This window comes from Streptomyces sp. NPDC050534 (assembly GCF_044457745.1).
In the GTDB taxonomy this organism is placed as follows: domain Bacteria; phylum Actinomycetota; class Actinomycetes; order Streptomycetales; family Streptomycetaceae; genus Streptomyces.
In genome coordinates this window covers 543,916-570,622 of sequence record NZ_JBITHF010000002.1, presented here as the reverse complement: position 1 = coordinate 570,622, position 26,707 = coordinate 543,916, and the positions used below count along the sequence as shown (strand labels likewise).

Annotated in this window: 22 protein-coding genes and 2 pseudogenes; 12 read left to right on the top strand and 12 right to left on the bottom strand. The window is 72.6% G+C overall.

Annotated elements, in window-relative coordinates:
* Positions 1 to 12: 12 nt before the first annotated feature.
* Positions 13 to 1,260: an MFS transporter gene (locus ACIBN2_RS08100; protein WP_399133383.1), complete on the bottom strand. Its 1,248-nt coding sequence runs from the start codon at positions 1,258 to 1,260 to the stop codon at positions 13 to 15.
* Positions 1,261 to 1,564: 304 nt separating this feature from the next.
* Between ACIBN2_RS08100 and ACIBN2_RS08095 the strand changes: the two are divergent.
* From ACIBN2_RS08095 to ACIBN2_RS08085, 3 genes and pseudogenes are all read left to right on the top strand, one after another.
* Positions 1,565 to 3,096 (top strand): annotated as a pseudogene (locus ACIBN2_RS08095) (molybdopterin-dependent oxidoreductase); the annotation flags it as partial.
* Positions 3,079 to 3,471: pseudogene (locus ACIBN2_RS08090) on the top strand (respiratory nitrate reductase subunit gamma); the annotation flags it as partial. The pseudogenes ACIBN2_RS08095 and ACIBN2_RS08090, both read left to right, overlap by 18 nt.
* Positions 3,431 to 3,871 carry a vitamin K epoxide reductase family protein gene (locus tag ACIBN2_RS08085; RefSeq protein ID WP_399133382.1) on the top strand — a complete coding sequence of 147 codons (441 nt, stop codon included), beginning with the start codon at positions 3,431 to 3,433 and terminating at the stop codon, positions 3,869 to 3,871. The pseudogene ACIBN2_RS08090 and the gene ACIBN2_RS08085, both read left to right, overlap by 41 nt.
* 97 nt (positions 3,872 to 3,968) lie before the next feature.
* Here ACIBN2_RS08085 and ACIBN2_RS08080 read toward each other — a convergent pair whose 3' ends face one another.
* The 8 genes from ACIBN2_RS08080 to ACIBN2_RS08045 form a co-directional block, all read right to left on the bottom strand.
* Positions 3,969 to 4,847: a universal stress protein gene (locus ACIBN2_RS08080; protein ID WP_399133381.1), complete on the bottom strand. Its 879-nt coding sequence runs from the start codon at positions 4,845 to 4,847 to the stop codon at positions 3,969 to 3,971.
* Positions 4,848 to 4,998: 151 nt separating this feature from the next.
* A complete protein-coding gene (locus ACIBN2_RS08075; protein ID WP_399133380.1) occupies positions 4,999 to 5,619 on the bottom strand; it encodes a hypothetical protein in 621 nt (206 codons plus the stop codon).
* Positions 5,620 to 5,805: 186 nt separating this feature from the next.
* Positions 5,806 to 7,059 carry a PP2C family protein-serine/threonine phosphatase gene (locus ACIBN2_RS08070; protein WP_399133379.1) on the bottom strand — a complete coding sequence of 418 codons (1,254 nt, stop codon included), beginning with the start codon at positions 7,057 to 7,059 and terminating at the stop codon, positions 5,806 to 5,808.
* Between the two features lie 122 nt (positions 7,060 to 7,181).
* On the bottom strand, positions 7,182 to 8,105 hold the full coding sequence (locus tag ACIBN2_RS08065; protein WP_399133378.1) for a carbamate kinase: 924 nt from the start codon (positions 8,103 to 8,105) through the stop codon (positions 7,182 to 7,184).
* 3 nt (positions 8,106 to 8,108) lie between these two features.
* Positions 8,109 to 9,110 (bottom strand): ornithine carbamoyltransferase, encoded by a 1,002-nt coding sequence (argF, locus tag ACIBN2_RS08060; RefSeq protein WP_399133377.1) that lies wholly within the window; start codon positions 9,108 to 9,110, stop codon positions 8,109 to 8,111.
* Between the two features lie 18 nt (positions 9,111 to 9,128).
* Entirely contained in the window at positions 9,129 to 10,343 is a 1,215-nt protein-coding gene (locus ACIBN2_RS08055; protein WP_399133376.1) for an arginine deiminase, read from the bottom strand.
* A gap of 29 nt (positions 10,344 to 10,372) precedes the next feature.
* Positions 10,373 to 11,788: an APC family permease gene (locus ACIBN2_RS08050; RefSeq protein ID WP_399133957.1), complete on the bottom strand. Its 1,416-nt coding sequence runs from the start codon at positions 11,786 to 11,788 to the stop codon at positions 10,373 to 10,375.
* A 602-nt stretch (positions 11,789 to 12,390) separates the two neighbouring features.
* Positions 12,391 to 13,083: a response regulator gene (locus tag ACIBN2_RS08045; protein WP_399133375.1), complete on the bottom strand. Its 693-nt coding sequence runs from the start codon at positions 13,081 to 13,083 to the stop codon at positions 12,391 to 12,393.
* Between the two features lie 251 nt (positions 13,084 to 13,334).
* Between ACIBN2_RS08045 and ACIBN2_RS08040 the strand changes: the two genes are divergently transcribed.
* The 9 genes from ACIBN2_RS08040 (at position 13,335) to ACIBN2_RS08000 (ending at position 20,640) form a co-directional block, all read left to right on the top strand.
* Positions 13,335 to 13,661, top strand: a complete 327-nt coding sequence (locus ACIBN2_RS08040) for a rhodanese-like domain-containing protein (protein ID WP_399133374.1) — start codon at positions 13,335 to 13,337, stop codon at positions 13,659 to 13,661.
* A 47-nt stretch (positions 13,662 to 13,708) separates the two neighbouring features.
* Entirely contained in the window at positions 13,709 to 14,938 is a 1,230-nt protein-coding gene (locus ACIBN2_RS08035; protein ID WP_399133373.1) for an FAD-dependent oxidoreductase, read from the top strand.
* 127 nt (positions 14,939 to 15,065) lie between these two features.
* On the top strand, positions 15,066 to 16,451 hold the full coding sequence (locus tag ACIBN2_RS08030) for a rhodanese-like domain-containing protein (protein WP_399133372.1): 1,386 nt from the start codon (positions 15,066 to 15,068) through the stop codon (positions 16,449 to 16,451).
* Between the two features lie 85 nt (positions 16,452 to 16,536).
* Positions 16,537 to 17,142, top strand: a complete 606-nt coding sequence (locus ACIBN2_RS08025) for a class I SAM-dependent methyltransferase (protein WP_399133371.1) — start codon at positions 16,537 to 16,539, stop codon at positions 17,140 to 17,142.
* 127 nt (positions 17,143 to 17,269) lie between these two features.
* On the top strand, positions 17,270 to 17,560 hold the full coding sequence (locus ACIBN2_RS08020) for a hypothetical protein (RefSeq protein WP_399133370.1): 291 nt from the start codon (positions 17,270 to 17,272) through the stop codon (positions 17,558 to 17,560).
* A gap of 196 nt (positions 17,561 to 17,756) precedes the next feature.
* A complete protein-coding gene (locus ACIBN2_RS08015) occupies positions 17,757 to 18,209 on the top strand; it encodes an OsmC family protein (RefSeq protein WP_399133369.1) in 453 nt (150 codons plus the stop codon).
* A complete protein-coding gene (locus ACIBN2_RS08010) occupies positions 18,206 to 19,900 on the top strand; it encodes an aminotransferase class V-fold PLP-dependent enzyme (RefSeq protein WP_399133368.1) in 1,695 nt (564 codons plus the stop codon). Before ACIBN2_RS08015 ends, ACIBN2_RS08010 begins: the two co-directional genes overlap by 4 nt.
* 39 nt (positions 19,901 to 19,939) lie before the next feature.
* Positions 19,940 to 20,308: a thioredoxin gene (trxA, locus tag ACIBN2_RS08005; RefSeq protein WP_399133367.1), complete on the top strand. Its 369-nt coding sequence runs from the start codon at positions 19,940 to 19,942 to the stop codon at positions 20,306 to 20,308.
* Between the two features lie 44 nt (positions 20,309 to 20,352).
* Positions 20,353 to 20,640: a metal-sensitive transcriptional regulator gene (locus ACIBN2_RS08000; RefSeq protein WP_399133366.1), complete on the top strand. Its 288-nt coding sequence runs from the start codon at positions 20,353 to 20,355 to the stop codon at positions 20,638 to 20,640.
* A 36-nt stretch (positions 20,641 to 20,676) separates the two neighbouring features.
* On the opposite strand, the gene ACIBN2_RS07995 is transcribed toward ACIBN2_RS08000, so the two are convergent.
* The 3 genes from ACIBN2_RS07995 to ACIBN2_RS07985 all read right to left on the bottom strand — a co-directional run bounded on the left by ACIBN2_RS07995 (position 20,677) and on the right by ACIBN2_RS07985 (position 26,660).
* Positions 20,677 to 21,456: a hypothetical protein gene (locus ACIBN2_RS07995; protein WP_399133365.1), complete on the bottom strand. Its 780-nt coding sequence runs from the start codon at positions 21,454 to 21,456 to the stop codon at positions 20,677 to 20,679.
* A gap of 348 nt (positions 21,457 to 21,804) precedes the next feature.
* Positions 21,805 to 23,838, bottom strand: a complete 2,034-nt coding sequence (locus ACIBN2_RS07990; RefSeq protein WP_399133364.1) for an SWIM zinc finger family protein — start codon at positions 23,836 to 23,838, stop codon at positions 21,805 to 21,807.
* On the bottom strand, positions 23,835 to 26,660 hold the full coding sequence (locus ACIBN2_RS07985) for a DEAD/DEAH box helicase (RefSeq protein ID WP_399133363.1): 2,826 nt from the start codon (positions 26,658 to 26,660) through the stop codon (positions 23,835 to 23,837). Before ACIBN2_RS07985 ends, ACIBN2_RS07990 begins: the two co-directional genes overlap by 4 nt.
* Between the last annotated feature and the right edge of the window lie 47 nt (positions 26,661 to 26,707).

The window sequence follows — 26,707 nt, the reverse complement described above, 5'->3', positions numbered from 1 at the left end:
GTCCTCTCCCGATCAGTGGACGTGGACTGCGGGGACGCGGCGGGTGAGCGTGTGCCGCACGCCCGTGCCGGTGAAGGCCAGCGCCGCGGCCGCGACCACCGCGAGCAGGGCCAGACCGACGGCGTACGAGCCGTAGGCGCCGTACAGCGAACCCATCACCAGCGGCGGGACGAAGCCGCCGAGGCCGCCCGCGGCACCGACGACGCCGGTGACCGAGCCGACCATGTTCGCCGGGGCGAGCGGCGCGACCAGCGCGAACACGGCACCGCTGCCCGCGCCGAGCGCGGCGGCCATCGCGAGGAACGCGATGGTGCCCGCCGGCGCCAGGGACGGCGTGAACGACTGGACGACGGCCCCGGCGACCACCACGGCCAGGACGCCGGCCAGCACCCGCACCGGGCCGATCCGGTCCGACAGCCAGCCGCCGATCGGACGCATCGCGACCGCCAGCAGCACGAAGCCCGCCATGCGGTTCGCCGCGTCCGCCTGCGTCAGGCCGTAGCCGGTCTTCAGGTAGGTGGGCAGGTAGACGGAGAAGGCGACGTAGCCGCCGAAGGCCACCGCGTACAGGGCCGACGCCTGCCAGGTGATCCGGAGCTTCAGGGTGGCGGCGAGACGCCGGGCCAGCGGTTCGGTGGGCACCGTTCGGCCGGGTGCGTCCCGCAGCGCCAGCGCGGCCACCACCGCGTAGACGGCCAGCACCGCGGCCGTGATCAGGAACGGGTCGGCCATGCCGTGCGCCTTGACCAGCTTGACCGTGGTCAGCGCGCTGATCGCGGTGCCGCCCATGCCGGCTCCGAAGATGCCGATGGCCAGGCCGCGCCGCTCGGGCGGGAACCAGGCGTTGACGAACGGCACGCCGACGGCGAACGCGGTACCGCCGACACCGAGGAAGAACCCTCCCACCAGCAGCGCGGCGAGGGAGGAGTGCCCGGCCAGCCCCAGGTAGAGCACCGGCACGATGGTGGCCGCCGAGACCAGCGGGAACATCACCCGCCCGCCGTACCGGTCGGTGAGGGCGCCCACCGGTATCCGTCCGAGCGAGCCGACCACCACCGGCACCGCCACCAGCAGCGACTGCTGGAACGACGACAGTCCCAGGCTGTCCTTGAACCGCGGGCCGAGCGGGCTGAGCAGTGCCCAGGCCCAGAAGTTGACGGCGAAGCCCGCCGTGGCCAGTGCCAGCATCTGCCACGCCCGGCCGGACACGGACCCGGCCGTGTCCCGTACCTCATGCTGCTTCCTCGACGGCTGGAGCATTGCCGCCCGTCCCTTCGTTCGCAGTGGTGCGGCCCCGGGTCTGGAGCCGGGGCCGCAGGCCCTCCGAGCGCGCGGTGCGTGCCGGTGGCCTGAACTCACTATCCGGAAGCGGAGTCCCCCAGGGGGTGGGCCATCCGGCCTCATCACCCGGCCCGGCGGTCCCGGGTTTCCCGTCCGGCCCGCGGTCGCCGACCCGTCGTTCCGCAGGGCGTGCACCTCTTCGTGGAGGCGGGCCGGAAGGTCTCCTGGGCAGGGCCGTTCGGCCCAGGCGGCGACCAGAAGCACCGCCATAACGTTCGTGACCATGGAGAACGACAAGATCGCGCACCCTTCGCAGCGGCGCGCAGGTGAAGGCTGGCCGCTCGCCGCCCGCAGGCTGCTGACCCGCCGCGAGGTGTCGGCCGACGGTCGCGCCGTCTTCGGTGAGGGCGACCCGAAGTGGGAGGGCTTCTACCGGGACCGCTGGGCGCACGACAAGGTGGTGCGCTCCACCCACGGTGTCAACTGCACCGGTTCCTGCTCCTGGATGGTGTACGTCAAGGACGGCATCATCACCTGGGAGCACCAGGCCACCGACTACCCGTCCATCGGCGCCGACTGCCCCGAGTACGAGCCGCGCGGCTGCCCGCGCGGGGCGTCCTTCTCCTGGTACACCTACTCCCCCAGCCGGGTCCGCTACCCGTATGTGCGCGGCGAGTTGCTCGACCTGTGGCGCGAGGCGCGCCGTCGGCTGGGCGATCCGGTGGCGGCCTGGGCCGAGATCACCTCCGACCCGGCCAAGGCACGCGCCTACAAGCGGGCCCGCGGCAAGGGCGGCCTGGTCCGCGCCGACTGGGACGAGGTGAGCGAGCTCGTCGCCGCCGCCCACGTCCACACCGTGAAGGCGTACGGCCCCGACCGCGTCGCGGCTTCTCGCCGATCCCGGCGATGTCCATGGCCTCCTTCGCGGCCGGCGCCCGCTTCATGTCGCTGATCGGCGGCACCCTGCTCTCCTTCTACGACTGGTACGCCGACCTGCCGATCGCCTCGCCGCAGGTCTTCGGCGACCAGACGGACGTGCCGGAGGCGGCGGACTGGTGGAACGCCGGCTACCTGGTGATGTGGGGCTCCAACATCCCCGTCACCCGCACGCCCGACGCGCACTTCCTCACCGAGACCCGCTACAACGGCACCAAGGTCGTCGCGGTCAGCCCCGACTACGCGGACAACGTCAAGCACGCCGACGAGTGGCTGGCCCCGCACCCCGGCACGGACGGGGCGCTGGCGATGGCCATGGGGCACGTGATCCTGCGCGAGTTCCTGGTCGACCGCGAAGTGCCGTACTTCCAGGAGTACTTGCGGACGTTCACCGACGCCCCGTTCCTGGTGACCCTGCGCGAGCACGAACGGGGGCTGATCCCCGACGGGTTCCTCACCGCGGCCGGTCTCGGCCACGACACGGAGCACGCGGAGTCCAAGACGGTGCTCCTCGACGCCGCCACCGGTGAGCCGGTCGTGCCGAACGGCTCGCTCGGCTTCCGGTGGGGGGAGGCCGAGCAGGGCCGCTGGAATCTCGAACTGGGCGATGTCGTACCGGAGTTGAGCCTGCTGGAGCGGGCCGAGGACACGGTCGAGGTCGCGCTGCCTCGCTTCGACGAGGGCACCACCGAGGGCGGCTCGGTCATGGTGCGCGGGGTGCCGGTCCGACGGATCGGCGGCCGGCTGGTCACCACCGTCTTCGACCTGATGCTGGCCCAGTACGGCGTGCGGCGCCCCGGTCTGCCGGGCAACTGGCCGTCCTCCTACCAGGACGCGTCCGAGCCGTACACCCCGGCCTGGCGGATCCGCCTCACCACCGACCGCAGCGACAAGGTGCTCTTCCCGCTCCTCTCCGTCACGGTCCTGCTGGGCTTCAGCGCCACCGCCGTGCACAACGTCTTCGGCGGCGGCTACGACTACCGCGAAACCGTCTCCGTCTGGTCCCGCGGCATCTTCGCCCTCGGCCCGCACCCCGAGGCCATGGCCGGGGCACCGCTCCTGTTCCAGCTGCACGCGCTGAGCGCCTGTCTGCTCTTCGCCGCCTGGCCGTTCACCCGCCTCGTCCACGTGTGGAGCGCCCCGGTCGGCTACCTCACGCGTCCCTACCTGGTCTACCGGCGGCGGGCGGCCACCGCGGCACCGGTGGTGCGCGGTGTGCCGAGCGCCGAACCGCCCAACCGACGCGCCGCATGAGATCGCTCTCCCCGGCACCGCCGGGTCGGCGCATGCCGCGGTCGCCGTCCTCGGCCTGGCCGTGCTCAGCGGGGCACGCCTGCACCGGGCCCTGTGGCTCGCGCTGAACGCCGGGGCCCTGGCCGGAGTGGTGTTCGTGCACTGGCTGATCCACCAGTCCCTCTTCGGCCTGGGCCGGATCTGCCCGTACTGCGCCGTGGTCTGGGCGGTCACCATCGCCCTGTTCTGGTACGTCACGCTGCACAACCTCAAGCACGGCGTCATCCCCGCCCCGGCGGCCGGCCGCAGCGCGCTCGCCCTGGTGCTGGAAACGCACTGGATCCTCCTCACGGCCTGGTACGGCGTGATCGCCGTCCTCGTCCTCACCCGTTTCTGGCCCTACTGGAGCAGCCTGCTGTGACCGGACTCCAGCGAAGTCGGCTCCAGGCCGGACACACAGGTGACGCCCAGGGCTGATCCCAGCCCTGGGCGTCACCTGTGTGCGCGGTCGGTGTGCGTCAGTCGTGGGCGACGACGGCGACGGGAGCGGTGGCGTGGTGCAGGACGGCGTGGGTGACGGGGCCGATGTGGGCGCCGACCGAGGAGCTGCGGATGCGCCGGCCGACGACGACCAGGGAGGCGTCCTTCGAGGCGTTGAGCAGGAGGGTGGACGGGCTGCCGTAGCGGGACTGCTCCACGACCTCGACGTCGGGGAACTTCTGCCGCCAGGGGCGCAGTACCTCGGTCACCATCAGGGCGTCGCCCTTCGCCATCTCCCGCTCGACCGCGGGCTCCAGGGCCATGCCGTAGGCGTAGTAGGGCGGCGGGTTCCAGCCGTGCACGACGTGCAGCGGCACGTTGCGGCGGGCGGCGGCGTCGAAGGCGAACCCGAGCAGAGCCTCGTCGGGGTGGCCGACGTCGAGTCCGAGGACGACGGGGCGTGTCTCGTCCGTCCCGTGCTCGTGGGCGGTCTGCTCGCCGGCGCGGACCAGGACGACGGGCCGTTCGGTGTGCGCCACGACCACAAGCCCGATGGAGCCGACCACGAAGCCGCCGAGGCCGCCCAGGCCGCGCGAGCCGAGGACGAGGAGTTCGGCGTCCTTCGCAGCGCGGGCCAGGGCTTCGGCGGGCGGCCCGGTGAGCTGCTCGGTGGTCACCTCGACGCCGGGGTGGTGCAGCCGCAGGCCCTCGGCGGCCTCGCGGGGGATCCGCTCGGTCCAGTGCTGGAGGGTCTCCGCGCCGCGGTGCGTGGCTTCGGCCAGGTGCTCGGGAATCGGCTCCCAGGTGTGGACGAGTTTCACCGGCAGTCCGCGGCGCTGTGCCTCACGGGCCGCCCACTCCGCCGCGGCGCGGCTCTCGGGCGAACCGTCCAGGCCTACGGTGATGGTGCGGGGCATGTTCTCCTCCTCATGAACCGGGTCCCGGCGGGACCCGGTTCCAGCGTCGTGTCCAGGGGGTTCTGCGGGGCAGGGGCCATTGGTCCTTCGGCGGGGACCACGCGCCCCGGGTCCGGGCGGCGGGACACGGTTCGTCCCGCCGCGTCCGGGGTCAGCGCAGCCAGGCGTGGTCGCGGACGACGGGGAGCCGCGCCCACTGCCGGCCCAGGCCCCAGGTGGCGCCCGCACCCGTGACCGCGACGGCGATCAGCGCGACCGCGTAGATGACGTGGTAGTCGACGAGGGGATTCGTCGACATGCTCGGTGCCCCGTTCGCCAGGTGCCTGGCCGGCGGCCACTCGGCGATCCACATCAACGCCATCATCGCCGTGCCCGCCACCGCGGACGGACGCAGCGCCACACCGGCCATGGCGGCCAGGCCGACGCCGAGCAGGCCCAGCATGAACAACCAGTCCGCCCACGTCGCGCCGGCCCACGAGTGGAACGTCGACCGCATCGGCCCCGCGGCGACGGAACTGAGGAAGCCCTTCGTCGGCGAGCCGCCGTCGATCCAGCCCTTGCCGGACGCGGTCGCGTAGCCGAGGCCGAAGGTCTTGTCCAGGAAGGCCCACAGGAAGACGAAGCCAGTGAGCATGCGCAGGGACGCGAGGGCGTGGGCCCGCACGGCGAAGGTGTCGGTGCCTGCCGACACGGCGATCGTGGAGCGGTTCCGGTTCCTGCGGAAGGACAGGTGGAAGCCCGGGCTCCGGTGATGATGCTCGTGCACGGCCATGGCGGTGATCCCTTCGGGGGTGTCTTGTCGGTGTCCTGACACCCGCCACTCTTGTCGCGTGTGCCGCACACGGCCGGGTGCCGAAGGGCCGCGGCCATGGGGCTGAAGGTCCCCTCCGCCAGGGCCCGTTGAGACGTACGCCGTGGGATGACCCGCGGTACCACTGGTTGCCCGGCCAGGTCGCCTCTACAGGCGGACGATGACGAGGGCGATGTCGTCTCGACCGCCGCTGGCCACGTCGAGGCGGGCCAGCAGCGTGTCGGCGAGCTGTTCCGGCCCGAGTCTGGCGCATTCACCAAGGACGCCGATCAGGCGGTTCAGGCCGGTGTCGATGTCCTCCTCGCGGCGTTCGATGAGACCGTCGGTGTACAGCACCAGGGTGTCGCCGAGCGTGTAGTGGATGCTGGCCTGCGGACGGGGCACGTGCTGCGGCCGTGCGCCCAGTGGCGGGTCGGTGGCCTGGTCCAGCGGCTCGCACCGGCCGTCGGGGTGCACCAGGAGCGGGGGCGGGTGGCCGGCGCTGCTGTAGGTGATCAGCTTGCTGCGCCGGTCGACGATCGCCTTCACCGCGGTCGTGCCCAGGGCGCCCTCGATGGAGCGGGCGTACAGCCCCAGCACTTCCAGGGCTTGGGCGGGACGTTCCAGGGCGCGGATGGCCGCGGACAGCGCGCTGCGCAGCATGCCCATGACGGCGGCGGCCTCGAGGCCGTGGCCGATGACGTCTCCGACGGCCAGGGCGAGCCTGTCGGGTGGGATGTCGACGACGTCGTACCAGTCGCCGCACACGTTCAGCGAACCGGTGGCGGGCAGGTAGCGCACCGCGACGTCCTGTGCGTGGTGGACCAGGTCGGGGGCGTGGAGCATGGCCTCCTGCAGCGTGACGGCGACCTCGCGCTCGCGGGTGTTGGCCTGGCGCAGTTCCTCGTTGAGGCGCTGCAGCTCCCGCGCCCGCGCGTACAGCTCCGCCTCCAGGGCCTGGGCGGTCTCCCAGGGCTCATCGACACGCATCCCGGCGGGGTGACCGCTCCGGTGGGCCTTGACGAAGGCGGTGACGTCCTCCACCCGGTGAATGATCCACGCCACGTCGCCGTCCGATCCCAGCACCGGGGTGTTCACCGGCGACCACCAGCGTTCCTCGAACATCCCCGGCCGGTGCATGACGGGGATGTCGTACTGCTGCAGCGCCATCGTGTCCGGCTTGCGGGAGGCCAGAACGCGCTGCAGCGAGGCGCTCAGGTTCCGTACGCCGTCCGCGTCCGGGTCGGCCGGGTTGTCGGGGAACGCGGTGAAGATGTGCTGGCCCAGGAGATCTTCCCGACTCCGCCCGGTCGCTTCCAGGTAGGCGCGGTTGACGTCCACGATCACCAGGTCCGGGCCCAGCACCAGATAGGGGCTGGGCGTGGCAGCGAACAGGGCCATGTGATCAACCTGCTCGGCCATCTCGCCACTCCTCGCGCCGCACCACCGGTGGCCCCCGCTTCTACCCAGGTTCCACCCACCTCCGCCCAGGTTCCACCCGCCTCTCGTAAGAACGACGGTCTTCAGGCGGTCGTCAGACGGCTTCAGGCCGTCGTCAGATCCGGCCGGACCAAGGTGCCCGACCTGCCGTGGACGATCTCGTACGCCGCGTCCAGAGCACCGATCGCCGCCAGACCCCCGGTGCGCTCGACGAACCGCGCCGCCGCCCGGACCTTGGGCCCCATGGAGCCGTCCGGGTAGCCGCCCCGGCGCAGCTCGCCGGGTGTCGCGTCGAGGACGGGTCGCTGCTCGGGGGTGCCGTAGCCCTCGTAGACGTTGGGCACGTCGGTGAGGATGAGCAGGAAATCCGCCCTCAGGTCCTCGGCGAGCAGGGCTGCGGTGAAGTCCTTGTCGATGACGGCTTCGGCGCCGGTCAGGGCTCCGGTGTCAGGGTCGGCGGTGACGGGGACGCCTCCTCCCCCGCCGCAGATCACGAGGGTGCCGGCGCTGAGCAGTTCGTGGATCGTGTCGGTCTCCACGATGTGGTGGGGCGCCGGGGAGGGCACGACCCGTCGCCACCCGCCCGTGTCCGGTGCCATGTGCCAGCCACGCGTGCGGGCGAGGGCCTTCGCCGCGTTCCCGGCGTAGACCTGACCGACGAACTTGGTGGGCCGTTCGAAGGCCGGGTCGTCGGCGCGTACGAGGGTGTGGGTGACGAGGGCGGCGACGCGGCGGCCCGGGAGGGCGTTGTGCAGCGTCCGGGCCAGCAGCGAGCCGATCATGCCCTCGGTCTGGGCGCCGAGCAGGTCCAGCGGGTACGGGGCGCTGAGCGCGGGGTCGGTCGCGCTCTCCATGGCGAGGAGGCCGATCTGCGGGCCGTTGCCGTGCGTGACGACCAGCTCATGGTCGTGCGCGAGTGCGGCCAGAGCGTCGGAGACGCGGTCGATGTTGGCCTGCTGGACCGACGCGTCGGGGCGCTCCCCACGATGGAGCAGTGCGTTGCCGCCGAGGGCGACGACGATGCGCATGGTTCAGTCCTCCAGGGTGGCGACGAGCACGGCCTTGATGGTGTGCAGGCGGTTCTCGGCCTGGTCGAAGACGATCGAGGCGGGCGAGGAGAAGACCTCGTCGGTGACTTCCAGTCCGTTCAGGCCGTAGGCGTCGAACAGCTCCTGGCCGAGCCGGGTGCGGTGGTCGTGCAGGGACGGCAGGCAGTGCATGAACTTCACGTCCGCGTTGCCGGTGAGGGCAAGCGTCTTGTCGTTCACCTGGTACGGAAGGAGCAGCTCGATCCGCTCCCGCCACGTGTCCGCGGGTTCGCCCATGGAGACCCAGACGTCGGTGTGCAGGAAGTCGGCGCCGCGTACGGCGGTCCCGACGTCCTCGGTGAGCGTGACGCGGGCCCCGCTGCGCTCGGCCAGAGCGCGGCAGGAGGCCACGAGGGCGGGGTCGGGCCACAGCTGCGCGGGCGCGGCGATGCGGACGTCCATGCCGAGCAGGGCACCCATGGACAGCAGCGAGTTGCCCATGTTGTTGCGGGCGTCGCCGAGGTAGCAGTAGGCGATGTCCGGCAGCGGCTTGGGGCTGTGTTCGCGCATGGTGAGCATGTCGCACAGGCTCTGCGTGGGGTGTGCGGTGTCGGTCAGTCCGTTGTAGACGGGGACGCCGGCGTGGGCCGCGAGCTCGGTGACGAGGGACTGGGCCGAACCCCGGTACTCGATGGCGTCGAACATGCGGCCGAGCACGCGGGCGGTGTCGGCGATGGACTCCTTGTGGCCGATGTGGGTGTCGCCGGGGCCGAGGTAGGTGGTGGCGGCACCCTGGTCGGCGGCGGCCACCTCGAAGGCGCAGCGGGTGCGGGTGGAGGTCTTCTCGAAGATCAGCGCGAGGTTCCTGCCGGTGAGGCGGGGCCGCTCCCTGCGGGCGTGCTTGGCCTTCTTCAGCTCGGCGGCGAGGTCGAGGAGGTGGTGGATGTCCGCGGCGGTGAAGTCGAGTTCGCTCAGGTAGGAGCGGCCTCGCAGGTCGGTGGTCATGGTGGTGTCCTTGGTGGGTCAGGCGGCCGGGTCGCGTTCGATGGGGCAGCTCATGCAGCGGGGTCCGCCCCGGCCGCGGCCGAGTTCGGCGCCGGCGACGGTGACGACCTCGATGCCCTGCTTGCGCAGGTAGGTGTTGGTGGTGACGTTGCGCTCGTAGCCGACGACCACGCCCGGCGCGACGGCGAGGAAGTTGCTGCCGTCGTCCCACTGCTCCCGCTCGGCGTTGCGGATGTCCTGCGGTGCGGACAGCATGCGGACCTTGTCCACGTCGAGTGCCTCGGCGAGCGTGGTGGCCAGGTCGGAGTTCGGGGTGACGTCGAAGCCGGTCTCGCGGGTGCCACTGGGGCGCAGGGTCCAGGAGCGCAGGGAGTCGGCGAGGCCGGGGTAGATGACGAACGTGTCCCGGTCGACCATGGTGAGCACCGTGTCGAGGTGCATGTAGGCGCGGGCGGCGGGGAGTTGGACGGCGACCAGGCGGTTCGCGGTGCCGGTGGCGAAGAGGCGCGCGGCGAGGTTCTCCACGGCCTGCGGGGTGGTGCGCTCCCCCATGCCGACCATGACCGCGCCGTTGCCGAGGACGTGTACGTCACCGCCTTCGAGCGTGCCCGCCGCTCCGTCGAGGAGCGGTTCGGCCACGGCGGAGGCGAACATCGGATGGAAGCGGTAGATGGCCTCGGCATGCAGGCTCTCGCGCCGCCGGGCGGGCTTGGCCATCGGGTTGACGGACAACCGGTCGTACATCCAGCAGGAGTTGTCGCGCGGGAAGAGGTGGTTGGGCAGCGGGGCGAGCGCGAAGTCGTCGCCGTCGAGCGCGTTCCACACCAGGCTGTGCGGGGCGGCGAGCGGCAGGTCGCTCTTGAGCAGCCCGCCGATCAGGTAGCCGGCGAGGGTCTCCCCGTCCAGTTCGGCGCACAGTCCGCGCACCGGGCCGATGAGTGCCGGGCCGACGATCGCCGTGGTGACGACGCGGTCGAGCAGCCAGTCGCGGGCCTCGGGGACATCGAGGGTCTGGGCCAGCAGGCCGGCGAAGTAGTGGACGCGTGCGCCGTGATCGCGCAGGACCTGCGCGAAGGCGTCGTGCTCCTCGCGCGCCCGCTTGGCCCACAGGATGTCGTCGAAGAGCAGGGCGTCGACGTTGCGCGGGGTGAGCCGGGAGAGTTCGAGCCCGGGGCGGTGCAGGATCACCTGACGCAGGCGCCCGACTTCCGAGTCGACGTGGAACGTGTTCATGGTGGGTGTTCCTCCGTGCGGCGGGATGGTCAGTCGTGGTGAGGGGAGTCGTTCCGCTTACGGAGTCCGCCGGTACGGTTCGCGCGCGGCCCGCGGGCGAGCCGCGGAGCCGGCGCAGGCGTCTCGGGAGCCCGTTCGCGCGGGGCCGGGATCACCGCGGTCTGCGGCGCCACCGTCTCTTCGTGGACGGCCTGGCTCCTCTTCAGCCAGACGTAGACCGGCACACCGAGCAGCAGCACGAACAGGCCGTAGTAGACGGTCTGGTAACCGCTGCCCTGGATCGACCAGTACGAGAAGGCGAGGGCGAGCGCGGCGACGGTGACATCACGAGCCGGCCGGCCGCGGCTCAGGCCCTCCCGGTCACCCACCAGCAGCCAGTACAGCTGGGCGGCGGCGGAGAACAGGTAGGGGATCACGGCGGTGAGAACGCTCAGCAGCACGATCTTGGTGAAGACGTCCTCGAACCGGGTGTAGCTGAACACGGTGATCAGCGAGGCAAGCACCGTGGAGGCGACGATGCCGAAGACCGGGACGTCGTGCTCACCGCGCAGCCGTGCGAAGGCTCGGGGGAAGAGACCGTCGCGAGCCGCGGCGTACGGCATCTCGGCGCACAGCATGGTCCAGCCGTTGAGGGCGCCGATGCCGGAGATGATCGCGGCGGCGGCGACTACGTCACCGGCCCAGGTGCCGCCGAAGATGTTGTTCGCCGCGTCGGTGAAGGGCGCGGTCGAGCCGCTCAGCCTGCCGTGCGGGACGGTGCCGAAGACGGCGAGGATACCCAGGATGTAGATGACGGCGCAGACGAGCGTGCCGTAGACGGTGGCTCGGGGCACGTTCCGCCGCGGCTCACGCACCCGGCCGGCGACCACGGAGGCGGCCTCCAGCCCCAGGTAGCTGAAGAGCGCGATGGCGCCCGCGGCCGAGACGGCGCCCACCTCCGACTGCCCGCCGGCGTTGAACGGGCCGAAGTTGCCGGGGTCGATGAAGAGCAGCCCGACGGTGGCCATGAAGATCAGCGGGACGAACTTCAGCACGGTCGTGATCACCTGGAACGCGCCCATGTTGCGGACGCCGGTGAGGTTGATCGCGGCGGGAATCCACAGCCCGACCAGCGCCAGTGCCACGGAAATCCACTTCTGGTGACCGGTGTTGACGAAGACCTCGACATACCCGACCCAGGCCACGACGATCGCGGCGTTCCCGGCCCATGCGGTGATCCAGTACGACCAGGCGTTGAGGAACCCGGCGAACTCGCCGAAGGCCTCGCGGGCATAGACGTACGGCCCGCCGCTGGCGGGAGTCCGCTTCGACAGCGCGCCGAAGGTCAGGGCCAGCGCGAGCGCGCCGAGGGTCACCACGACGAACGCGACGAGGGAGATCGGTCCGTACGGGGCGAGAGCGGAGGGCAGCGCGAAGACGCCGGTGCCGATGATGCTCCCGATCACCAGCGCGGAGGCCGCAGGAAGGCCGAGCGCGGCCGAAGCCGTGGTCCGCTTTCCGCCGCTCGTGGCTCTGGGCATGGTCGTACTCCTTGCGTGATGCGCTACGGGGAATCGATCCGTGAACGATCTTCCGCATCCCGCCCGGGCGGGGTCAGCGGCCACAAGGCCCCTGAGCGGCCCGATGGTCCCGGCCCCGCAGGCCCACCCAGCCCCGTCCGCCCCCACCAGCGTGTGAACTGGGCCCTGGTACAAGGCGGTTCGGCCCTCTGCTTGGGCCTGTCGGCCGCTTCCGGGCGACGGGGGCCGCTTCGAGAATGAAGGGCAGACCGGCCCTGCAGCCCCTCCATCCGGACGTGTCGACGACGAGCTGCGGTGCCACGTCCTTCTGGCTCGTTCGAGCTGGGGCCGCTCTCCGTCCTGCGGAGCCCCAGGAGCCACGAGGACATCCTCGCGCGTCGCGTGTCGGGGGAGGCACGACGATCGCGCCAGGGCCGCCGCCCGCGCCGTCACGGGGGCGGCGGCCCTGTCCCCGGCGGGAGGAGCAGCGACCCGCCCGGGGCGGAGTCTTCACGCCCGGCACCGGCCGGAGCCGTCTCCCGTCTGCCTCAACTCCCTTCCCGCCGCCGCCGATCCTGGACCTGGGTGGCGATGACCGCTGCCTGGATACGGCGCTCCACGCCCAGCTTGGCGAGCATGCGGGAGATGTGGTTCTTCACCGTCTTCTCGGCGAGGTAGAGCCGCAGGCCGATCTGACGGTTGGTCAGACCCTCGCCGATCAGGTCGAGGATCTCCCGCTCCCGCCCGGTCAGGCCCTGCAACTCGTCGAGCTTCTCCTCCTGTTGCCGCCCGCCCCGCAGCCGGGCCATCAGCTTGGCGGTGGCGCTCGGATCCAGCAGGGACTGGCCGGCGGCGACCGTGCGTACGGCGGACACCAGGTCCGAGCCCTGGATCTGCTTGAGGACGTAACCGGACGCGCCCGCCATGATCGAATCCAGCAGGGCCTCCTCGTCGTCGAAGGAGGTGAGCATCAGACAGGCCAGTTCGGGCATCGCCGAGCGCAGCTCCCGGCACACGCTCACGCCGTCGCCGTCGGGCAGACGGATGTCGAGCACCGCCACCTGCGGGCGCAGTGCGGGGACACGCACCAACGCCTGTGCCACCGTGCCGGCTTCACCGATCACTTCGATGTCCGGTTCGTTGTCGAGCAGGTCGCGTACTCCGCGCCGTACCACCTCGTGATCGTCCAGCAGGAACACCCGGATCGGACTGTCGGGGCCGGGCTGCTCGCTGTCCGCCATCACTGCTCCCTCGTTCCGCGCGTCTCGTCGACGTCCACCTGTCAACCGTAACGGTGTCCCGGCCGAGATCTCGGTCGGCTCCGGCACCTGGCCCCGGACCCGCCCGCAGAAGTGCCCGCCACCGGTCCCGGCATCCCGTCGCCGGACCTTGCCTCCCGGGCAAATACCCCCTGGGGTATTTGACGACCCTCTCCGAGGCACCGTACTCTCGCCAGGGAGATACCCCCCGGGGTAATTGAGGAGGCAACGAAATGGCCCGTGAAGCAACAGTCGACGAGCTCGCGGCCGCCTGGGCCGACGGCGGCCTCGTGGTCGACGTACGCGAGCCCGACGAGTACGCCGCGGGGCACGTGCCGGGCGCCCGGCTGATGCCGCTGCGCACCGTGCCCGCCCGATGCGGTGAACTGCCCGCCGACCGGCCGGTGTTCGTGATCTGCGCCAGCGGCAACCGCAGCAGGAGCGCCACCGACTGGATGACCTCCCGCGGCATCGACGCCTACTCCGTCGCCGGCGGCACCCTCACCTGGGCCCGCGGCGGCCGACCGATCGCCGCCGGCGCGCCCGGGCGCGCGGCCTGACCCCCGTCCGACCCCCGCACACCGGCCAACCGGAAAGGAGCACCGCCTTGGCCGCAACCCCCTCCCCCGACGACGCACCGATCTCCGGCCGCCACCGCGTCGCCGTGATCGGCGGCGGCAGCGCCGGCATCAGCGTCGCCGCCCGCCTGCGCCGCGCCGGCGTCACCGACATCACCCTGGTCGAACCGTCCGACACCCACTGGTACCAGCCCCTGTGGACCCTGGTCGGCGGCGGCCAGGCACCCCTGCGCACCACCCGCCGCCCCGAAGGCTCCGTGATACCGGACGGCGTGCGCTGGATCCGCCGCCGCGCCCTGGCCGTCGACCCCGGCGCCCGCACGGTGACCCTGGCCGGCGGCGCCGAACTCGCCTACGAGTACCTGGTTTTGGCGCCCGGCCTCCAGCTCGACTGGGACGGGGTGCCCGGTCTCACCGAGGCCGTCGGACACGACCGGGTGAGCAGCAACTACGCCCCCGAGTACGCCCCGCGCACCTGGGAGCTGATCCGGCAGATGCGCTCGGGCACGGCCGTCTTCACCCACCCCGCCACCCCGCTGAAGTGCGGCGGCGCCCCGCAGAAGATCGCCTACCTGGCCGCCGACCACTGGCGCAGGCGCCGGGTCCTCGACGACATCCGGATCGTCCTCGTCATCCCCGATCCGGCGCTGTTCAAGGTGCCCGCCTGGTCACAGGTCCTGGAGAAGGTGGCAGCCCGCTACGGCATCGAGGTGCGGCTGCGCTCCGAGATGACCGCCCTCGACGGCGACGCCCGCACTGTGACAGTCACCGACCACGCGAACGGCACGAAGGAGACCCTCGGCTACGACCTCCTGCACGCCGTGCCGCCGCAGAGCGCACCCGACTGGATCAAGACAGGCCCGCTCGCCGACCCCGCGAGCCCCCAAGGCTTCGTCGCCGCCGACAAGCACACCCTCCAGCACCCGCACCACGACAACGTGTTCGCCCTCGGCGACGTGGCCAGCCTGCCCACCTCCAAGACCGGCGCGGCCGTGCGCAAGCAGGCCCCGGTCGTGGCCGGCAACCTGCTCGACGTCATGAACGGCCGTACGCCGTCCCACCGTTACGACGGCTACACGTCCTGCCCGCTGGTCACCGCCCGGGACCGGATGCTGCTCGCCGAGTTCGACTACGACCTCAACCCCACGCCCACCTTCCCGCTGCTCGATCCCTTCAAGGAGCGGCGCACGATGTGGCTGTTCAAGCGGTACGGCCTGCCGCCCGTCTACTGGCACGGCATGCTCACCGGCCGCCTCTGACCGGTCGGCCCGGGCATCCCCCGACCCGGGCCGACCACACACCCCGCCCTCCGACCAGAGCGCACCCGACTCTTCCGAATACCCCCCGGGGTAACTGAAACCCTTCCCGCACGGAGGTCACCCGACCATGTTCTTCGCCCAGTACTACCTCGACTGTCTCTCCCAGGCGTCGTACATGATCGCCGACGAGACCACGGGCAGGGCCGTCGTCGTCGACCCGCGCCGCGACGTCTCCGAATACCTCACCGACGCCGCCGCCCACGGCTTCACCATCGAGGCCGTCCTCAACACCCACTTCCACGCCGACTTCCTCGCCGGCCACCTGGAGCTGGCCGACCGCACCGGCGCCTGGATCGGCTACGGACACCGCGCCGAGGCCGAATACCCCATCCACAAGCTGGTCGACGGCGAACGGATCAGCCTCGGCGACGTGTACCTGCAGATCCTCGAAACCCCCGGCCACACCCCGGAGTCGATCAGCATCGTCGTGTACGAGCACGCGGACGACGCGGTGCCCTACGGCGTCCTCACCGGCGACGCGCTGTTCATCGGCGACGTGGGGCGCCCCGACCTGCTGGCCTCCATCGGCGTCACCGCCGACGAGCTCGGCACGATGCTCTACGACACCATCCAGAACAAGCTGATGGCCCTCCCGGACCCGGTGCGGGTCTTCCCCGCGCACGGCGCCGGGTCCGCCTGCGGCAAGAACCTCTCCACCCAGCGCCAGTCCACCATCGGCGAGCAGCGCGCCACCAACTACGCCTGCCGCCCGATGAGCGAGGAGCGGTTCGTGGAGCTGGTGACGGCGGGCCAGCCCTCCGCTCCCGCCTACTTCGTGTACGACGCCATCCTCAACCGCAGGGAGCACGGCCTGTTCGACGCGGCCACCGCGCCCCGGCCGCTGTCCTCGGAGGAGTTCATGGAGCGGCGCGCGGCCGGTGCGGTCGTGCTGGACGCCCGTTCGCCGCAGGACTTCGCGCCCGGGCATCTGCGCGGTTCGGTCAACGTGCCCGCCGACGGACGCTTCGCCGAACAGGCGGGCATGGTCGTCACCCCCGAACAGGAGGTCGTCGTCATCGCGCCGCAGGACCGTGAGGAGGAGGTCGTCACCCGGCTCGCCCGGATCGGCTTCGACAAGGTCGGCGGGTATCTGCGTGAGCCCGAGGGCGCCTTCGTGGCCCTGGCCGACGAGATGGAGCAGGCCGGCCGGCTGACCGCCGACGAGCTGCGCCGGGCCCTCGACGGTGACGAACCCCCGCTGGTCCTCGACGTCCGCAACATCGGCGAACGCGAAGAAGGCTTCATCGAGGGCTCGTTGCACATCCCGCTGGCCGAACTCGCCCGCCGCCTGGACGAGATCCCGGCCGACCGCCCCCTGGTCGTGCACTGCGCGGGCGGCCACCGCTCCTCAATCGCCGCCAGCCTGCTGCGCCACCGGCGCCGCACCGACGTCTCCGACCTGCTGGGCGGATACGGCGCCTGGCTCGCCCTCCCCGCATCGGCCGACGTCTGACCCACCGCGCCGCGGGCGGCGACCGGCCGCCCATGCGACAGTACGGGCGGGAGTTCCACTGACGCCGAGGGCCGAGGTACGCACGATGGACGCAGCGGGCTGGGACGAGCGGTACCGGGGCGGCGAACTGGTCTGGAAGGCCGAGCCGAACCGGTTCGTCGAGGAGGAGCTGGCCGGCCTGGAGCCGACCGGGCGGGCGGTGGACCTCGCCGCCGGCGAGGGGCGCAACGCGGTATGGCTCGCGGAGCGCGGCTGGGAGGTGGACGCCGTGGACTTCTCCGCCGTAGCACTGGAGAAGGCCGGACGGCTGGCCGCCGACCGAGGTGTGCGGCTCCGCACCGTCCACGCCGACCTCACCGCCTGGGCGCCCGCGGAGGCGCAGTACGACCTGGCTCTGCTCGCGTACCTGCACCTGCCGTGGCCGGAGATGGCGCAGGTACTCCCCAAGGCGGCCACTGCCGTACGCGTGGGCGGAACCCTGCTGCTGGTCGGCCATGACGCGGCCAATCCCGAGCAGGGTTACGGCGGCCCGCAGGATCCGCGCGTGCTGTACACCGCCGATCGGGTCGCCGACCTGTGGCGGCCCTACGCCGACATCCTGCGGGCGGAGACGGTCACCCGGCCGGTGTCGGACCCCGAGGGCGGCAGCCGCACGGCCCTCGACACACTCGTCCGCGCCGTACGGAGATGACGCCGGCCCGCGCGGCGGGGAACAATCCCGGCTCTCACGGCGCTGTCACCAATACCCCTCAGGGTATTCGAGTCCGATACGGCACCCGTCGGGATCGGCACCGACCCGGCCAAGGAGCGTGAGAACGATGACGACGGCAGGACGTGCCCGGCCCCCCGAGGCCGAGGACACCTCTCTCGTGACCGCCTGCGGACGCAGGATCGCCGTGCGGTGCCTGCGGCTCGCTCCCGCGAACCGGCCCATCGGCCGGGTCACCCTGGACGTGGGCCGGGACCAGGGCGACGAGCCCGGAGTGTGGGCCTCGCTCACCACCGACGAGGCACGCGGTCTGGCCCGGCTCCTCCTGCTCCAGGCCGGCCTGGTCGAACAGGACACCGGGGCCGCCGGGCCGCCACCGCAGGACTCCCCCTCCGCCTGACTCCGGCCTCGGTCCGGCAACCACGGGTACTCCCGCGAGTCCCCTGGAAAAATACCCACCAGGGTATACCTCCGGATCACTTCCGTACGAGGGTCGAACGGTCCCCTCCGCACCCCGTCGGCCTCTCGATCCGCCGCACCGTTCACGGTCGACTGGAATCCGGAGCAGCCGACACCAGCGAGGAGGGGGTCAGGCCATGACCGGCAGCACACAGCAGATCTTCAGTGCCAGCCTGCCGCAGACCGCGGAGATGCACCGGTTCGAGGTCACTCACGTCGAGCGGGACGCGTACACGGTCGACATCCGCGGGCACCGCCTGCAGGTCGACCAGCCCATCGAGGCGGGCGGCACGGACACCGCACCCACCCCCACCGAACTCTTCGCCGCCTCCCTGGCCACCTGCGTCGCCTTCTACGCGGGCCGCTACCTCCACCGGCACGGCCTGCCCCAGACCGGCCTGCGCGTCCGCACCGAGTTCACCATGGCCACCGACCGTCCGGCCCGGGTGGCTACCGTGCGCCTCGTCGTCGTGCCGCCACCGGGGCTTCCCGAGCAGCGCCGGGCGGCCCTGCTGGCCGTGGTCTCGCGCTGCACCGTCCACAACACCCTCCGCCAGCCGCCCGAGATCGACATCGAGCTGGAGCCATGAGCACCTCCCTGGCGCCGGCCCCGCCGGCGCTGCTGGACCGCATCCGGAGCGGCCTCATCGGTGACGACGAGGTGCTGGAGGGCCCGTACGGTCCGAAGCGGATCGTCTACGCCGACTACACCGCCTCCGGCCGCTCCCTCGACTTCATCGAGGACTTCGTCCGCGAGCAGGTGCTGCCGCGCTACGGCAACACCCACACCGAGAGCTCCAGCACCGGCCTGCAGACGACCCGGCTGCGCGAGGACGCCCGCCGGATCATCCGCGACGCGGTCGGCGGCACCGAGGACGACCTCGTCGTCTTCTGCGGCTCGGGCGCCACCGCCGCGGTCAACAAGCTGGTCGGCATCCTGGAACTGCGCCGCCCGGAACCCCTGCCGGCCGAGGAGCGGCCGGTGGTCTTCGTGGGCCCCTACGAGCACCACTCCAACGAGCTGCCTTGGCGCGAGTCGGTGGCCGACGTCGTGGTGATCGGCGAGGACGGCGACGGGCACATCGACCTCGCCCGCCTGGAGGCGGAGCTACGGCGCTACGACGACCGCCCGCTGCGCATCGGCAGCTTCTCCGCCGCCTCCAACGTCACCGGCATCCTCACCGACACCGACCGCATCGCGCGTCTGCTGCACGCGCACGGCGCCCTGTCCTTCTGGGACTACGCGGCGGCGGCACCGTACATCCCGATCCGGATGGCCGGGAGCGCCCCGGGTGCCGGGGACCACAAGGACGCGTTGTTCCTGTCCCCGCACAAGTTCGTCGGAGGGCCGCAGACTCCGGGTGTGCTCGTCGTACGACGCGCTCTGGTGCGCAACCGGGTGCCGACGGCGCCCGGCGGGGGCACGGTCGCCTTCGTCGATCCGCTCGGCCACCGCTATCTCGACGACCCGGTCGCCCGCGAGGAGGGCGGCACCCCGGCGATCGTCGAGTCCATCCGGGCCGGTCTCGTCTTCGCCCTCAAGCAGGCCGTCGGCACCGGCACCATCCAGGCCGCCGAGGAGCGCCACTGGCGACGGGCGCTCGCCCGCTGGGACCGCAACCCCGGCATCGAGATCCTCGGCAACCACCAGGCCCGCCGCCTGTCCATCGTCTCCTTCCGCATCCGCCACGGCGACCATGCCTATCTGCACCACAACTACGTCGTCGCGCTGCTCAACGACCTCTTCGGCGTCCAGGCCCGCGGCGGCTGCTCCTGCGCGGGCCCCTACGGCCACCGCCTGCTGGCCATCGACGCGGACACCTCCCACGCCCTGCTCGACGAGGTGGTGCACGGCTGCGACGGCATCAAGCCCGGCTGGGTCCGCGTGAACTTCAACTACTTCATCAGCGACACCGTCCGCGACTACCTCATCGACGCCGTCGACCTGATCGCCCGCCACGGCCACCGGCTCCTGCCGGACTACCGCTTCGACGCGCACAGCGGACAGTGGCACCACCACGACGGCCCCGCCGCCACGCCGCTGCGGCTGACCGACGTGCGCTTGACGGCAGACGGCCGGCTCAGCGCCCCCGCTCCCCGCCATCACCACCTGGGCGAGGAGGCACTGTCCGGCCAGCTCGCGCGCGCCCACGAGGTGCTGGCCGCTCGTCCCGACCGGCTCGACGACGGCCCCACCGGACTGCCGGCCGACTTCGAGCGGATGCGCTGGTTCCCGCTGCCGCCGGCCTGCGTGGAACAAAACGCGATGGCCGCCGGTTGAATCGTATACCCCACCGGGTATACGAGAGGAGCGGATCCCATGCCGACCGTCGAACTGACCAAGGACAACTTCGAGGAGACCGTCACCGGCTCCGAGATCGTGCTGATCGATTTCTGGGCCTCGTGGTGCGGCCCGTGCCGCATGTTCGGCCCCGTCTACGAGAAGGCCGCGGAGCAGCACCCGGACATCGTCTTCGGCAAGGTCGACACCGAGGCGCAGCCCGAACTCGCCGGCGCCTTCCAGATCTCCTCCATCCCGACGCTGATGGCCGTCCGCGACCGGACGGTCCTCTACGCCGAGCCGGGCGCCCTGCCGCCCCAGGCACTGGAAGAGCTCATCGGCAAGATCCGCGCGGTCGACATGCAGGACGTACGCCGCGAGGCCGCGAACGCGGCGGAAGCGAACTGAGGACGACGTACAATACCCCTAGGGGTATTTTTCGAGGAGTGATCGTGGAACTGGAGCTCGAGGGTGCGGACCTGAAGGCCGTGCTGAACCGGCTGCGCCGCGCGCAGGGTCAGATCTCCGGCGTGATCCGGATGATCGAGGAGGGACGCGACTGCGAGGACGTCGTCACGCAGCTCTCCGCCGCGTCCCGGGCGCTCGACCGGGCCGGCTTCGCGATCATCGCGACTGGCCTGCAGCAGTGCGTGATCGACATGGAGTCCGGCCGCAAGAACGGCGAGGACCCCGTGGAGATGCGTGCCCGCCTGGAGAAGCTGTTCCTGTCCCTGGCGTGATCGGGACAGCCGCACGCCCTCCCGCGCGTCCGGGTGTCAGGCGCGGAGGGTGACCCCGAAACGGGTCCTCATCCGCCGCACCTCCCACAGCGATACGGCGGTCACCGACAGCGGTCCGCCGAGCATGGAGCAGTACTGGACGGCCGGCGGGCCCTCCGGCAGGCCGTCGCCGATCACGTTGAAGACGGCGAACACCCACACCAGCGCCATGGTGATCACGGGCGGCAGCATCGGGTGGACCTGGGCGGTGTTGAAGGCGCTGCGGGCCGAGTAGAGCGACGCCAGGAAGAAGAACGGGAAGCCCCACACGAACACGGCCAGCGTCGCGAAGGCGATCGTGTAGGTCAGCCAGTCCTTCCGGCCGCTGTTCGCGACCTGGACCGCCGCGAACATGACCCCGCCGATGACGGCCAGCGTCAGCACGTACCAGCCGACCGCCTTGAGCGGGGCACTGAGCCGGGAGCGCAGGTGCGGCCGCACGTGCGAGGGCGCGTAGTAGATGAATCCGAGGATGACCAAGGGCCCGGCGACGAGCAGCAGGACCGGGGCCACGAGCATCTGGGCGGCGCCGCCGTACGCCGCGTCCGACCAGCGGTCCGGGTTCACGTTGTAGACGAAGACCAGGGCCACCGTGGCGCCGGCGCCGAGGACCGTGCGGGCCAACTGGACGCGGTCCACGGTGCGGTCCACGATCCGGCCGTCCCCCTCCTGCACGAAGAGCCGGGTGGCGACGCGGTGCGCGGAGCGCAGGACGGCGGCCACGAGCCAGAACGGCGAGACATAGCGCAGGCAACCGCCGCCGCTCCGGGCGGGCACGCGCCGGGTGGGCTGCGGACCGTAGGGGTACGGATGCGGGTTCGGGTACGGCGGCTGATTCGGGTACGGCCCCGGATGCGGTGGAGGCGGACCGTAGGGGCCGCCCTGCGGTGGTCCGTACGGCCCGCCGCCCCAGCCCTGACCTCCCGGTCCGTTGCCGCCAGGCTGACCCGGGCCGTTACCCGGCCCCCATCCCCCCGTAGCCATGCCGCTCCCCGTTCGCTTTCGGCCAGTTGATGTGTGTGCCCTGTGGTGCCACCGCGGAGTGTAGTGGCACCACGGGTGACAGGGGCCGCACTCGTCGCCGGTCGCGCCGCCCTGCCGTCGCGCCCCGTACGTGCATACCCGTCAGCCCTCCGGCGAAGCACCCAGACCGGTCAGGGCACCGACCGGATCGAGGTCGGGGGTGCCGCGGGGCCACCAGTCGTCATGGCCCGGTTCCGACTCGTACGCGTACCACAACCCGTCCCGGCCCAGGCGGAGTTGGACATGGCCGCGGGGATGGGTGAGGTGGTTGCGCCAAGGGCGGAAGGCCGGCAGGTCGGCGGCGAGCAGGAGCGGGCGGGCGCGGTCGAAGCGTCCGGCCGGCGGGTCCCAGGGCTCCTCCAGAACGGCGAGCCCTTCGATGCCGCCCTGCCGCCAGGCCGCGACCGCGCGGGCGAGTTCGGCGGGGGTGCGGTCGGCGGCGGAGGCGAGCGAGGCGTAGAGCGGGCGGGAGCCGGCGGTGAGGCCGGAACCGGGGCGGGCGGCGGCGAGCCGGACCGCGTCCTGCCACAGCGTCAGCTCCGCCACCGGATCGCGGCCGGTGCTGAGCAGGGCGTGGGCGCGGGCGGCGGCGTCGGTCGCCAGCTGGTCCAGCGCGAAGGGGTCGGGGCCGCCGGGCGCCGCCGGGTAGACCGGGGGCTGCTCGGGGTGCGCCGGCGTCGGCAACGGCGCCGGGAGCGGCGGGAGTTGGCGCCTGGCGAGGACGTCCGTGGCGCGTACGCCCGGGAGCGGGGCCGGTGCCTGTTCGCGGGCGGCGCGGGCCGCGCGGGTGGCGTTCAGGCGGGACAGGGCGTCGAGCAGCTCGCGCTCGCCGCGGCCCCGCAGCAGGAGCAGCACGAAGGGGTCGGCGTCGAGCAGGCGGGCCGTCTGATAGCAGAGCGCGGCGGCGTGTTTGCACGGGTGACCGCGGTCGGGGCAGCTGCAGTGGGGGTCGAGGTCGCGCGGTCCCGGCAGCAACGGCACTCCGCAGTCGGCGAGCGACTGGGGCAGCTCCTTGTCGAGGAGCGCCGCGATGTGCCCCGGCCGCTCGGCGGCGGCGTCCAGGAACCGCGCCCAGTCGGCGTCGTCCAGCGTGTGCAACCGCACCTGCACGCGGTACGGGCGCGGGCGGCTGCCCTGGACGTAGGCGAGCACGAGTCCGGGTGTCACCGTGATGGCGTCCACGTTGCCCTGCTCGGCGTAACTCCGGCCCCGCGCCAGCCGCTTGGCGTCCAGCGCGCCCTCCTCCAGCGCCGTGACCCAGGCGTTGCCCCACCAGGTCCCGGCGAAGCGGGTGTCGGCCGGGGAAGCCGAGGCACGGGGCGCGAACGCCGGGAACGTGCGGCGCAGTTCGCCGTCGCGGCCGGGGGCGGCCATGGACGGAGTGCGCGAAGGGGCGGGGTCGGGCCGGTGCGCCTCATCGGCGAGGGCAGGGGGGAGGCCGAGCCGGGCTCCGTCCCGGCCTTCGCCTCCCGAGCCGATCCGGGGCTGCGCCTCGCTCTCCTCCCGCGGGCCTTCAAGGTCGTCGTACGCCTCAACCGGTCCGGCTGCCGCGTCGGGCATGCGAAAGGCGTCGGCGAGCAACTCCCGCATGTCACGTGCCTGGAGGCCGGGCGTACGACGGCGGGGAACGCCGGGGGACGTGCCGGCCGCCGGACGCCGCGGCCGGCGCTCGGCCTCCTCCCGCGCCCGCAGCGACTCTGCCCGCGCGGTCCGCAGCGCCTCGCGCGCGGCGTCTCCGGGACGCGCCCCGGCGGGGTCGGCCGGCCTCGGCCGGTGCTCCTCCTCCCCCGGCTCCCGAGCCTCGTCCGGCAACTCGCCCGGCTGGGCCGAAGCGGCCGCCCGGCGGAGCGCCGCGCGGGCGGCATCCCCGGGCCGCGGCTCGGCGCGCTCGGGCGTCTCGGGTGGATCGGGTGTGTCGCGTGCGACGCGTGCGGCGCGTACATCGGGTGCGGCGCGTACATCGGGTGCGTCGGGTGCGTCGGGCGCACCGGCTTCGTCGCGTGCATCGCGTGCGTCGCGTGTTTCGGACGTCTCAGGCTCGTCGGAGGCACGGGCCGGCTCCTGCTCGGTGGCCCCCTCCCGCTCCCGCGCCTGCCTCAGCGCCCGCCGGGCCTCGTCGGCCGGGCCCGGGGTCATGCCGGTCTCCGGAGGGACACCAGGTCGGAGAGCTCGCGGTCGGTCAGCTCCGTGAGGGCCGACTCGCCGGAGCCGAGGATGGCGTCGGCCAGGGCGCGCTTGGCCTCGAGCATCTCGGCGATACGGTCCTCGACCGTGCCCTCGGTGATGAGGCGGTGGACCTGGACCGGCTGGGTCTGGCCGATGCGGTAGGCGCGGTCGGTGGCCTGTTCCTCGACGGCCGGGTTCCACCAGCGGTCGAAGTGGACGACGTGCCCCGCGCGGGTGAGGTTCAGGCCGGTGCCGGCCGCCTTCAGGGACAGCACCAGCACCGGTGTCGCGCCGCTCTGGAAGCGGTCCACCATGCGCTCGCGCTCCGGCACCGGCGTGCCGCCGTGCAGCAGGTCCACCGGGACGGCGCGGGAGGCCAGATGGGCGGTGATCAGGCGGGCCATGCCGACGTACTGGGTGAAGACGAGCGCCGAACCGTCCTCCGCCAGCAGCGTGTCCAGCAGCTCGTCGAGCAGCGCCAGCTTGCCGGAGCGGGCGAGCAGGCGGCCGTCGGCGGCGGCCGCCTCCTTCAGATACAGCGCCGGGTGGTCGCAGATCTGCTTCAGCGCGCCGAGCAGCTTCAGCACCAGGCCCCGGCGCGCGATGCCCTCGGAGGTCTCGATGGCGTACATCGACTCCCGCACCACCGCCTCGTACAGGGCCGCCTGTTCGCGGGTGAGCGGCACCGGGTGGTCGGTCTCGGTCTTGGGCGGCAGTTCGGGCACGATGCCGGGGTCGGACTTCTTGCGGCGCAGCAGGAAGGGACGGACCAGACGGGCCAGCCGGCGTACGGCCTCCTCGTCCTCGCCGTTCTCCACCGCGCGCGCGTGCCGGGCGCGGAAGGACTTCAGCGGGCCCAGGAGGCCCGGGGTGGTCCAGTCGAGCAGGGCCCACAGCTCGGAGAGGTTGTTCTCCACGGGGGTGCCGGTGAGCGCCACGCGCGCCGGGGACGGGATCGTGCGCAGGGCCTTGGCCGTGGCCGAGTACGGGTTCTTCACGTGCTGCGCCTCGTCCGCGACGACCATGCCCCAGTGCTGCTCGGCCAGTCGCGCCGCCGTGGTCCGCATGGTGCCGTACGTGGTCAGGACGAAGCCGCCGGTCAGGTCCTCCAGGGTGCGGTCGGGGCCGTGGAAGCGGCGCACGGGGACGCCGGGTGCGAAGCGGCCGATCTCCCGCTGCCAGTTGCCGAGCAGGGAGGCGGGGCAGATCACCAGGGTCGGCTCGCGGCGGGCGCGCCTGAGGTGAAGCGCGATGACGGTGATCGTCTTGCCGAGGCCCATGTCGTCGGCGAGGCAGCCGCCGAGGCCCAGGGAGGTCATCAGGTCCAGCCAGGCCAGGCCCCGGAGCTGGTAGTCGCGGAGCGTCGCCCGCAGGCCGGGCGGTGGCTCGGCGGGAGGGATTCCCGCGGTGAGCCGGTCGCGCAGGCCGGCCAGGGCGCCGACCGGGACCGCTTCGACCGTCTCGCCGTCCACCTCCGCGGTGCCGCTGAGGGCGACCGAGAGCGCGTCCACCGGGTCGAGCAGGCCCAGCTCCCGCTTGCGGGCCTTGCGGACGAGGGCGGGGTCGACCAGCACCCATCGGTCCCGCAGCCGCACGACCGGGCGGTGGGCCTCCGCGAGGGAGTCCATCTCGGCCTCGCTGAGCGGGTCGCCGCCGATCGCCAACTGCCAGCGGAACTGGAGGAGTTCCTCGCTGTCGAAGAAGGCGGTGCCGTCCGTCGCGGAGCCCGGCGCGGGCCGTACCACCGCGGTCGCGCTCAGGTCCTGGGCGAGGTCCCGGGGCCAGTGCACGGCGACCCCGGCGGCCGCGAGCCGGGTGGCCGCGACGCCGAGCAGGTCGCCCAGCTCCTCGTCGTACAGCGGCAGGACGTCGGGCACGTCCTGCTCGGAGAGCCGGTCGAGCGGCGGCCAGATCCGCGCCGCGCGCCGCACGGCGAGGGCGGCGTCGACGCGCGCGCGGGGGCCGAACGCCGCGTCCGCCTCGCCCGCCCACAGGGCCGCCGCGTCGGCGACCAGAGTGGGGTCGGCGAGGCTGTGCACCTGGACGATCGCGGCGCCCGCGGTGCGCACTCCTTCGTCCCGGTCGAACAGGTCGTGGGCCGACAGGTCGAGGCGGAGTGAGATGCGTACGCCCGCGTCCATGCCGGCGGCGACCTCGGCGGCCCAGTCCTGGGCGTCGGGCAGACGCTGCGGGCGGCGGTCCGCGAAGGGCCGGCCGGACGCGTGCGGTGCGGCGGGAGTGCGCGGGAGGGTGTCCGCGACCGCGTCCAGGAAGGCGCGCATCAGCGCCTCCGGCTCGGGCAGCCGGAGCGGGCCCGGCCCGGGCAGCGGGACCGCGTGGCCCTCGTACGGAAGGGCCGCGGCGACGGCACGTACATGCGCGATGTCGTCCGGGTCCAGGGGGCCGGCCCGCCAGGCGTCATGGCCGGTGGCCGTCAGGCCGGGCAGCAGGCGTCCCCGTGCGGTGAGCCGCAGTGCGTGCAGCGCCGCCGCGCCCCAGCAGGCGGTGGCGGGGTGGGCGGCGGGGTCACGCCGGGCGCGGACGAGCAGGGGCAGCGCCTCGCCGACCGGGAGGGACAGCGCGGGGGCGGTCCTGCGCCGTACGCCCGAGCCGTGCGGCCGTACGACGGTGAGTTCGGTGTCCTCGGCGGGCAGGGGGCCGCCGTCGGGGTCCCAGAAGGCGAACCGGCCGTCCCTCGGCAGAGGCGCGGGCAGGAAGACGGCCGCGAGCCGGACGGGGACGGACACCTCCGCACCCTGTCCGCGCTCGGCCACCGCAGCCGTGCCGCCCATACGACCTGTCACCTCCCGCCCGTGAATCGGATCAGACGTCTTCGACT

What these genes read in the sequence shown, in the direction of transcription:
- ACIBN2_RS08100 (WP_399133383.1), bottom strand. Translation starts at nt 1,260, where the DNA reads ATGCTCCAGCCGTCGAGGAAGCAGCATGAGGTACGGGACACGGCCGGG.
- ACIBN2_RS08080 (WP_399133381.1), bottom strand. Translation starts at nt 4,847, where the DNA reads ATGCCCCGCACCATCACCGTAGGCCTGGACGGTTCGCCCGAGAGCCGC.
- ACIBN2_RS08075 (WP_399133380.1), bottom strand. Translation starts at nt 5,619, where the DNA reads ATGGCCGTGCACGAGCATCATCACCGGAGCCCGGGCTTCCACCTGTCC.
- ACIBN2_RS08070 (WP_399133379.1), bottom strand. Translation starts at nt 7,059, where the DNA reads ATGGCCGAGCAGGTTGATCACATGGCCCTGTTCGCTGCCACGCCCAGC.
- ACIBN2_RS08065 (WP_399133378.1), bottom strand. Translation starts at nt 8,105, where the DNA reads ATGCGCATCGTCGTCGCCCTCGGCGGCAACGCACTGCTCCATCGTGGG.
- argF (WP_399133377.1), bottom strand. Translation starts at nt 9,110, where the DNA reads ATGACCACCGACCTGCGAGGCCGCTCCTACCTGAGCGAACTCGACTTC.
- ACIBN2_RS08055 (WP_399133376.1), bottom strand. Translation starts at nt 10,343, where the DNA reads ATGAACACGTTCCACGTCGACTCGGAAGTCGGGCGCCTGCGTCAGGTG.
- ACIBN2_RS08045 (WP_399133375.1), bottom strand. Translation starts at nt 13,083, where the DNA reads ATGGCGGACAGCGAGCAGCCCGGCCCCGACAGTCCGATCCGGGTGTTC.
- ACIBN2_RS08040 (WP_399133374.1), top strand. Translation starts at nt 13,335, where the DNA reads ATGGCCCGTGAAGCAACAGTCGACGAGCTCGCGGCCGCCTGGGCCGAC.
- ACIBN2_RS08030 (WP_399133372.1), top strand. Translation starts at nt 15,066, where the DNA reads ATGTTCTTCGCCCAGTACTACCTCGACTGTCTCTCCCAGGCGTCGTAC.
- ACIBN2_RS08025 (WP_399133371.1), top strand. Translation starts at nt 16,537, where the DNA reads ATGGACGCAGCGGGCTGGGACGAGCGGTACCGGGGCGGCGAACTGGTC.
- ACIBN2_RS08020 (WP_399133370.1), top strand. Translation starts at nt 17,270, where the DNA reads ATGACGACGGCAGGACGTGCCCGGCCCCCCGAGGCCGAGGACACCTCT.
- ACIBN2_RS08015 (WP_399133369.1), top strand. Translation starts at nt 17,757, where the DNA reads ATGACCGGCAGCACACAGCAGATCTTCAGTGCCAGCCTGCCGCAGACC.
- ACIBN2_RS08010 (WP_399133368.1), top strand. Translation starts at nt 18,206, where the DNA reads ATGAGCACCTCCCTGGCGCCGGCCCCGCCGGCGCTGCTGGACCGCATC.
- trxA (WP_399133367.1), top strand. Translation starts at nt 19,940, where the DNA reads ATGCCGACCGTCGAACTGACCAAGGACAACTTCGAGGAGACCGTCACC.
- ACIBN2_RS07990 (WP_399133364.1), bottom strand. Translation starts at nt 23,838, where the DNA reads ATGACCCCGGGCCCGGCCGACGAGGCCCGGCGGGCGCTGAGGCAGGCG.
- ACIBN2_RS07985 (WP_399133363.1), bottom strand. Translation starts at nt 26,660, where the DNA reads ATGGGCGGCACGGCTGCGGTGGCCGAGCGCGGACAGGGTGCGGAGGTG.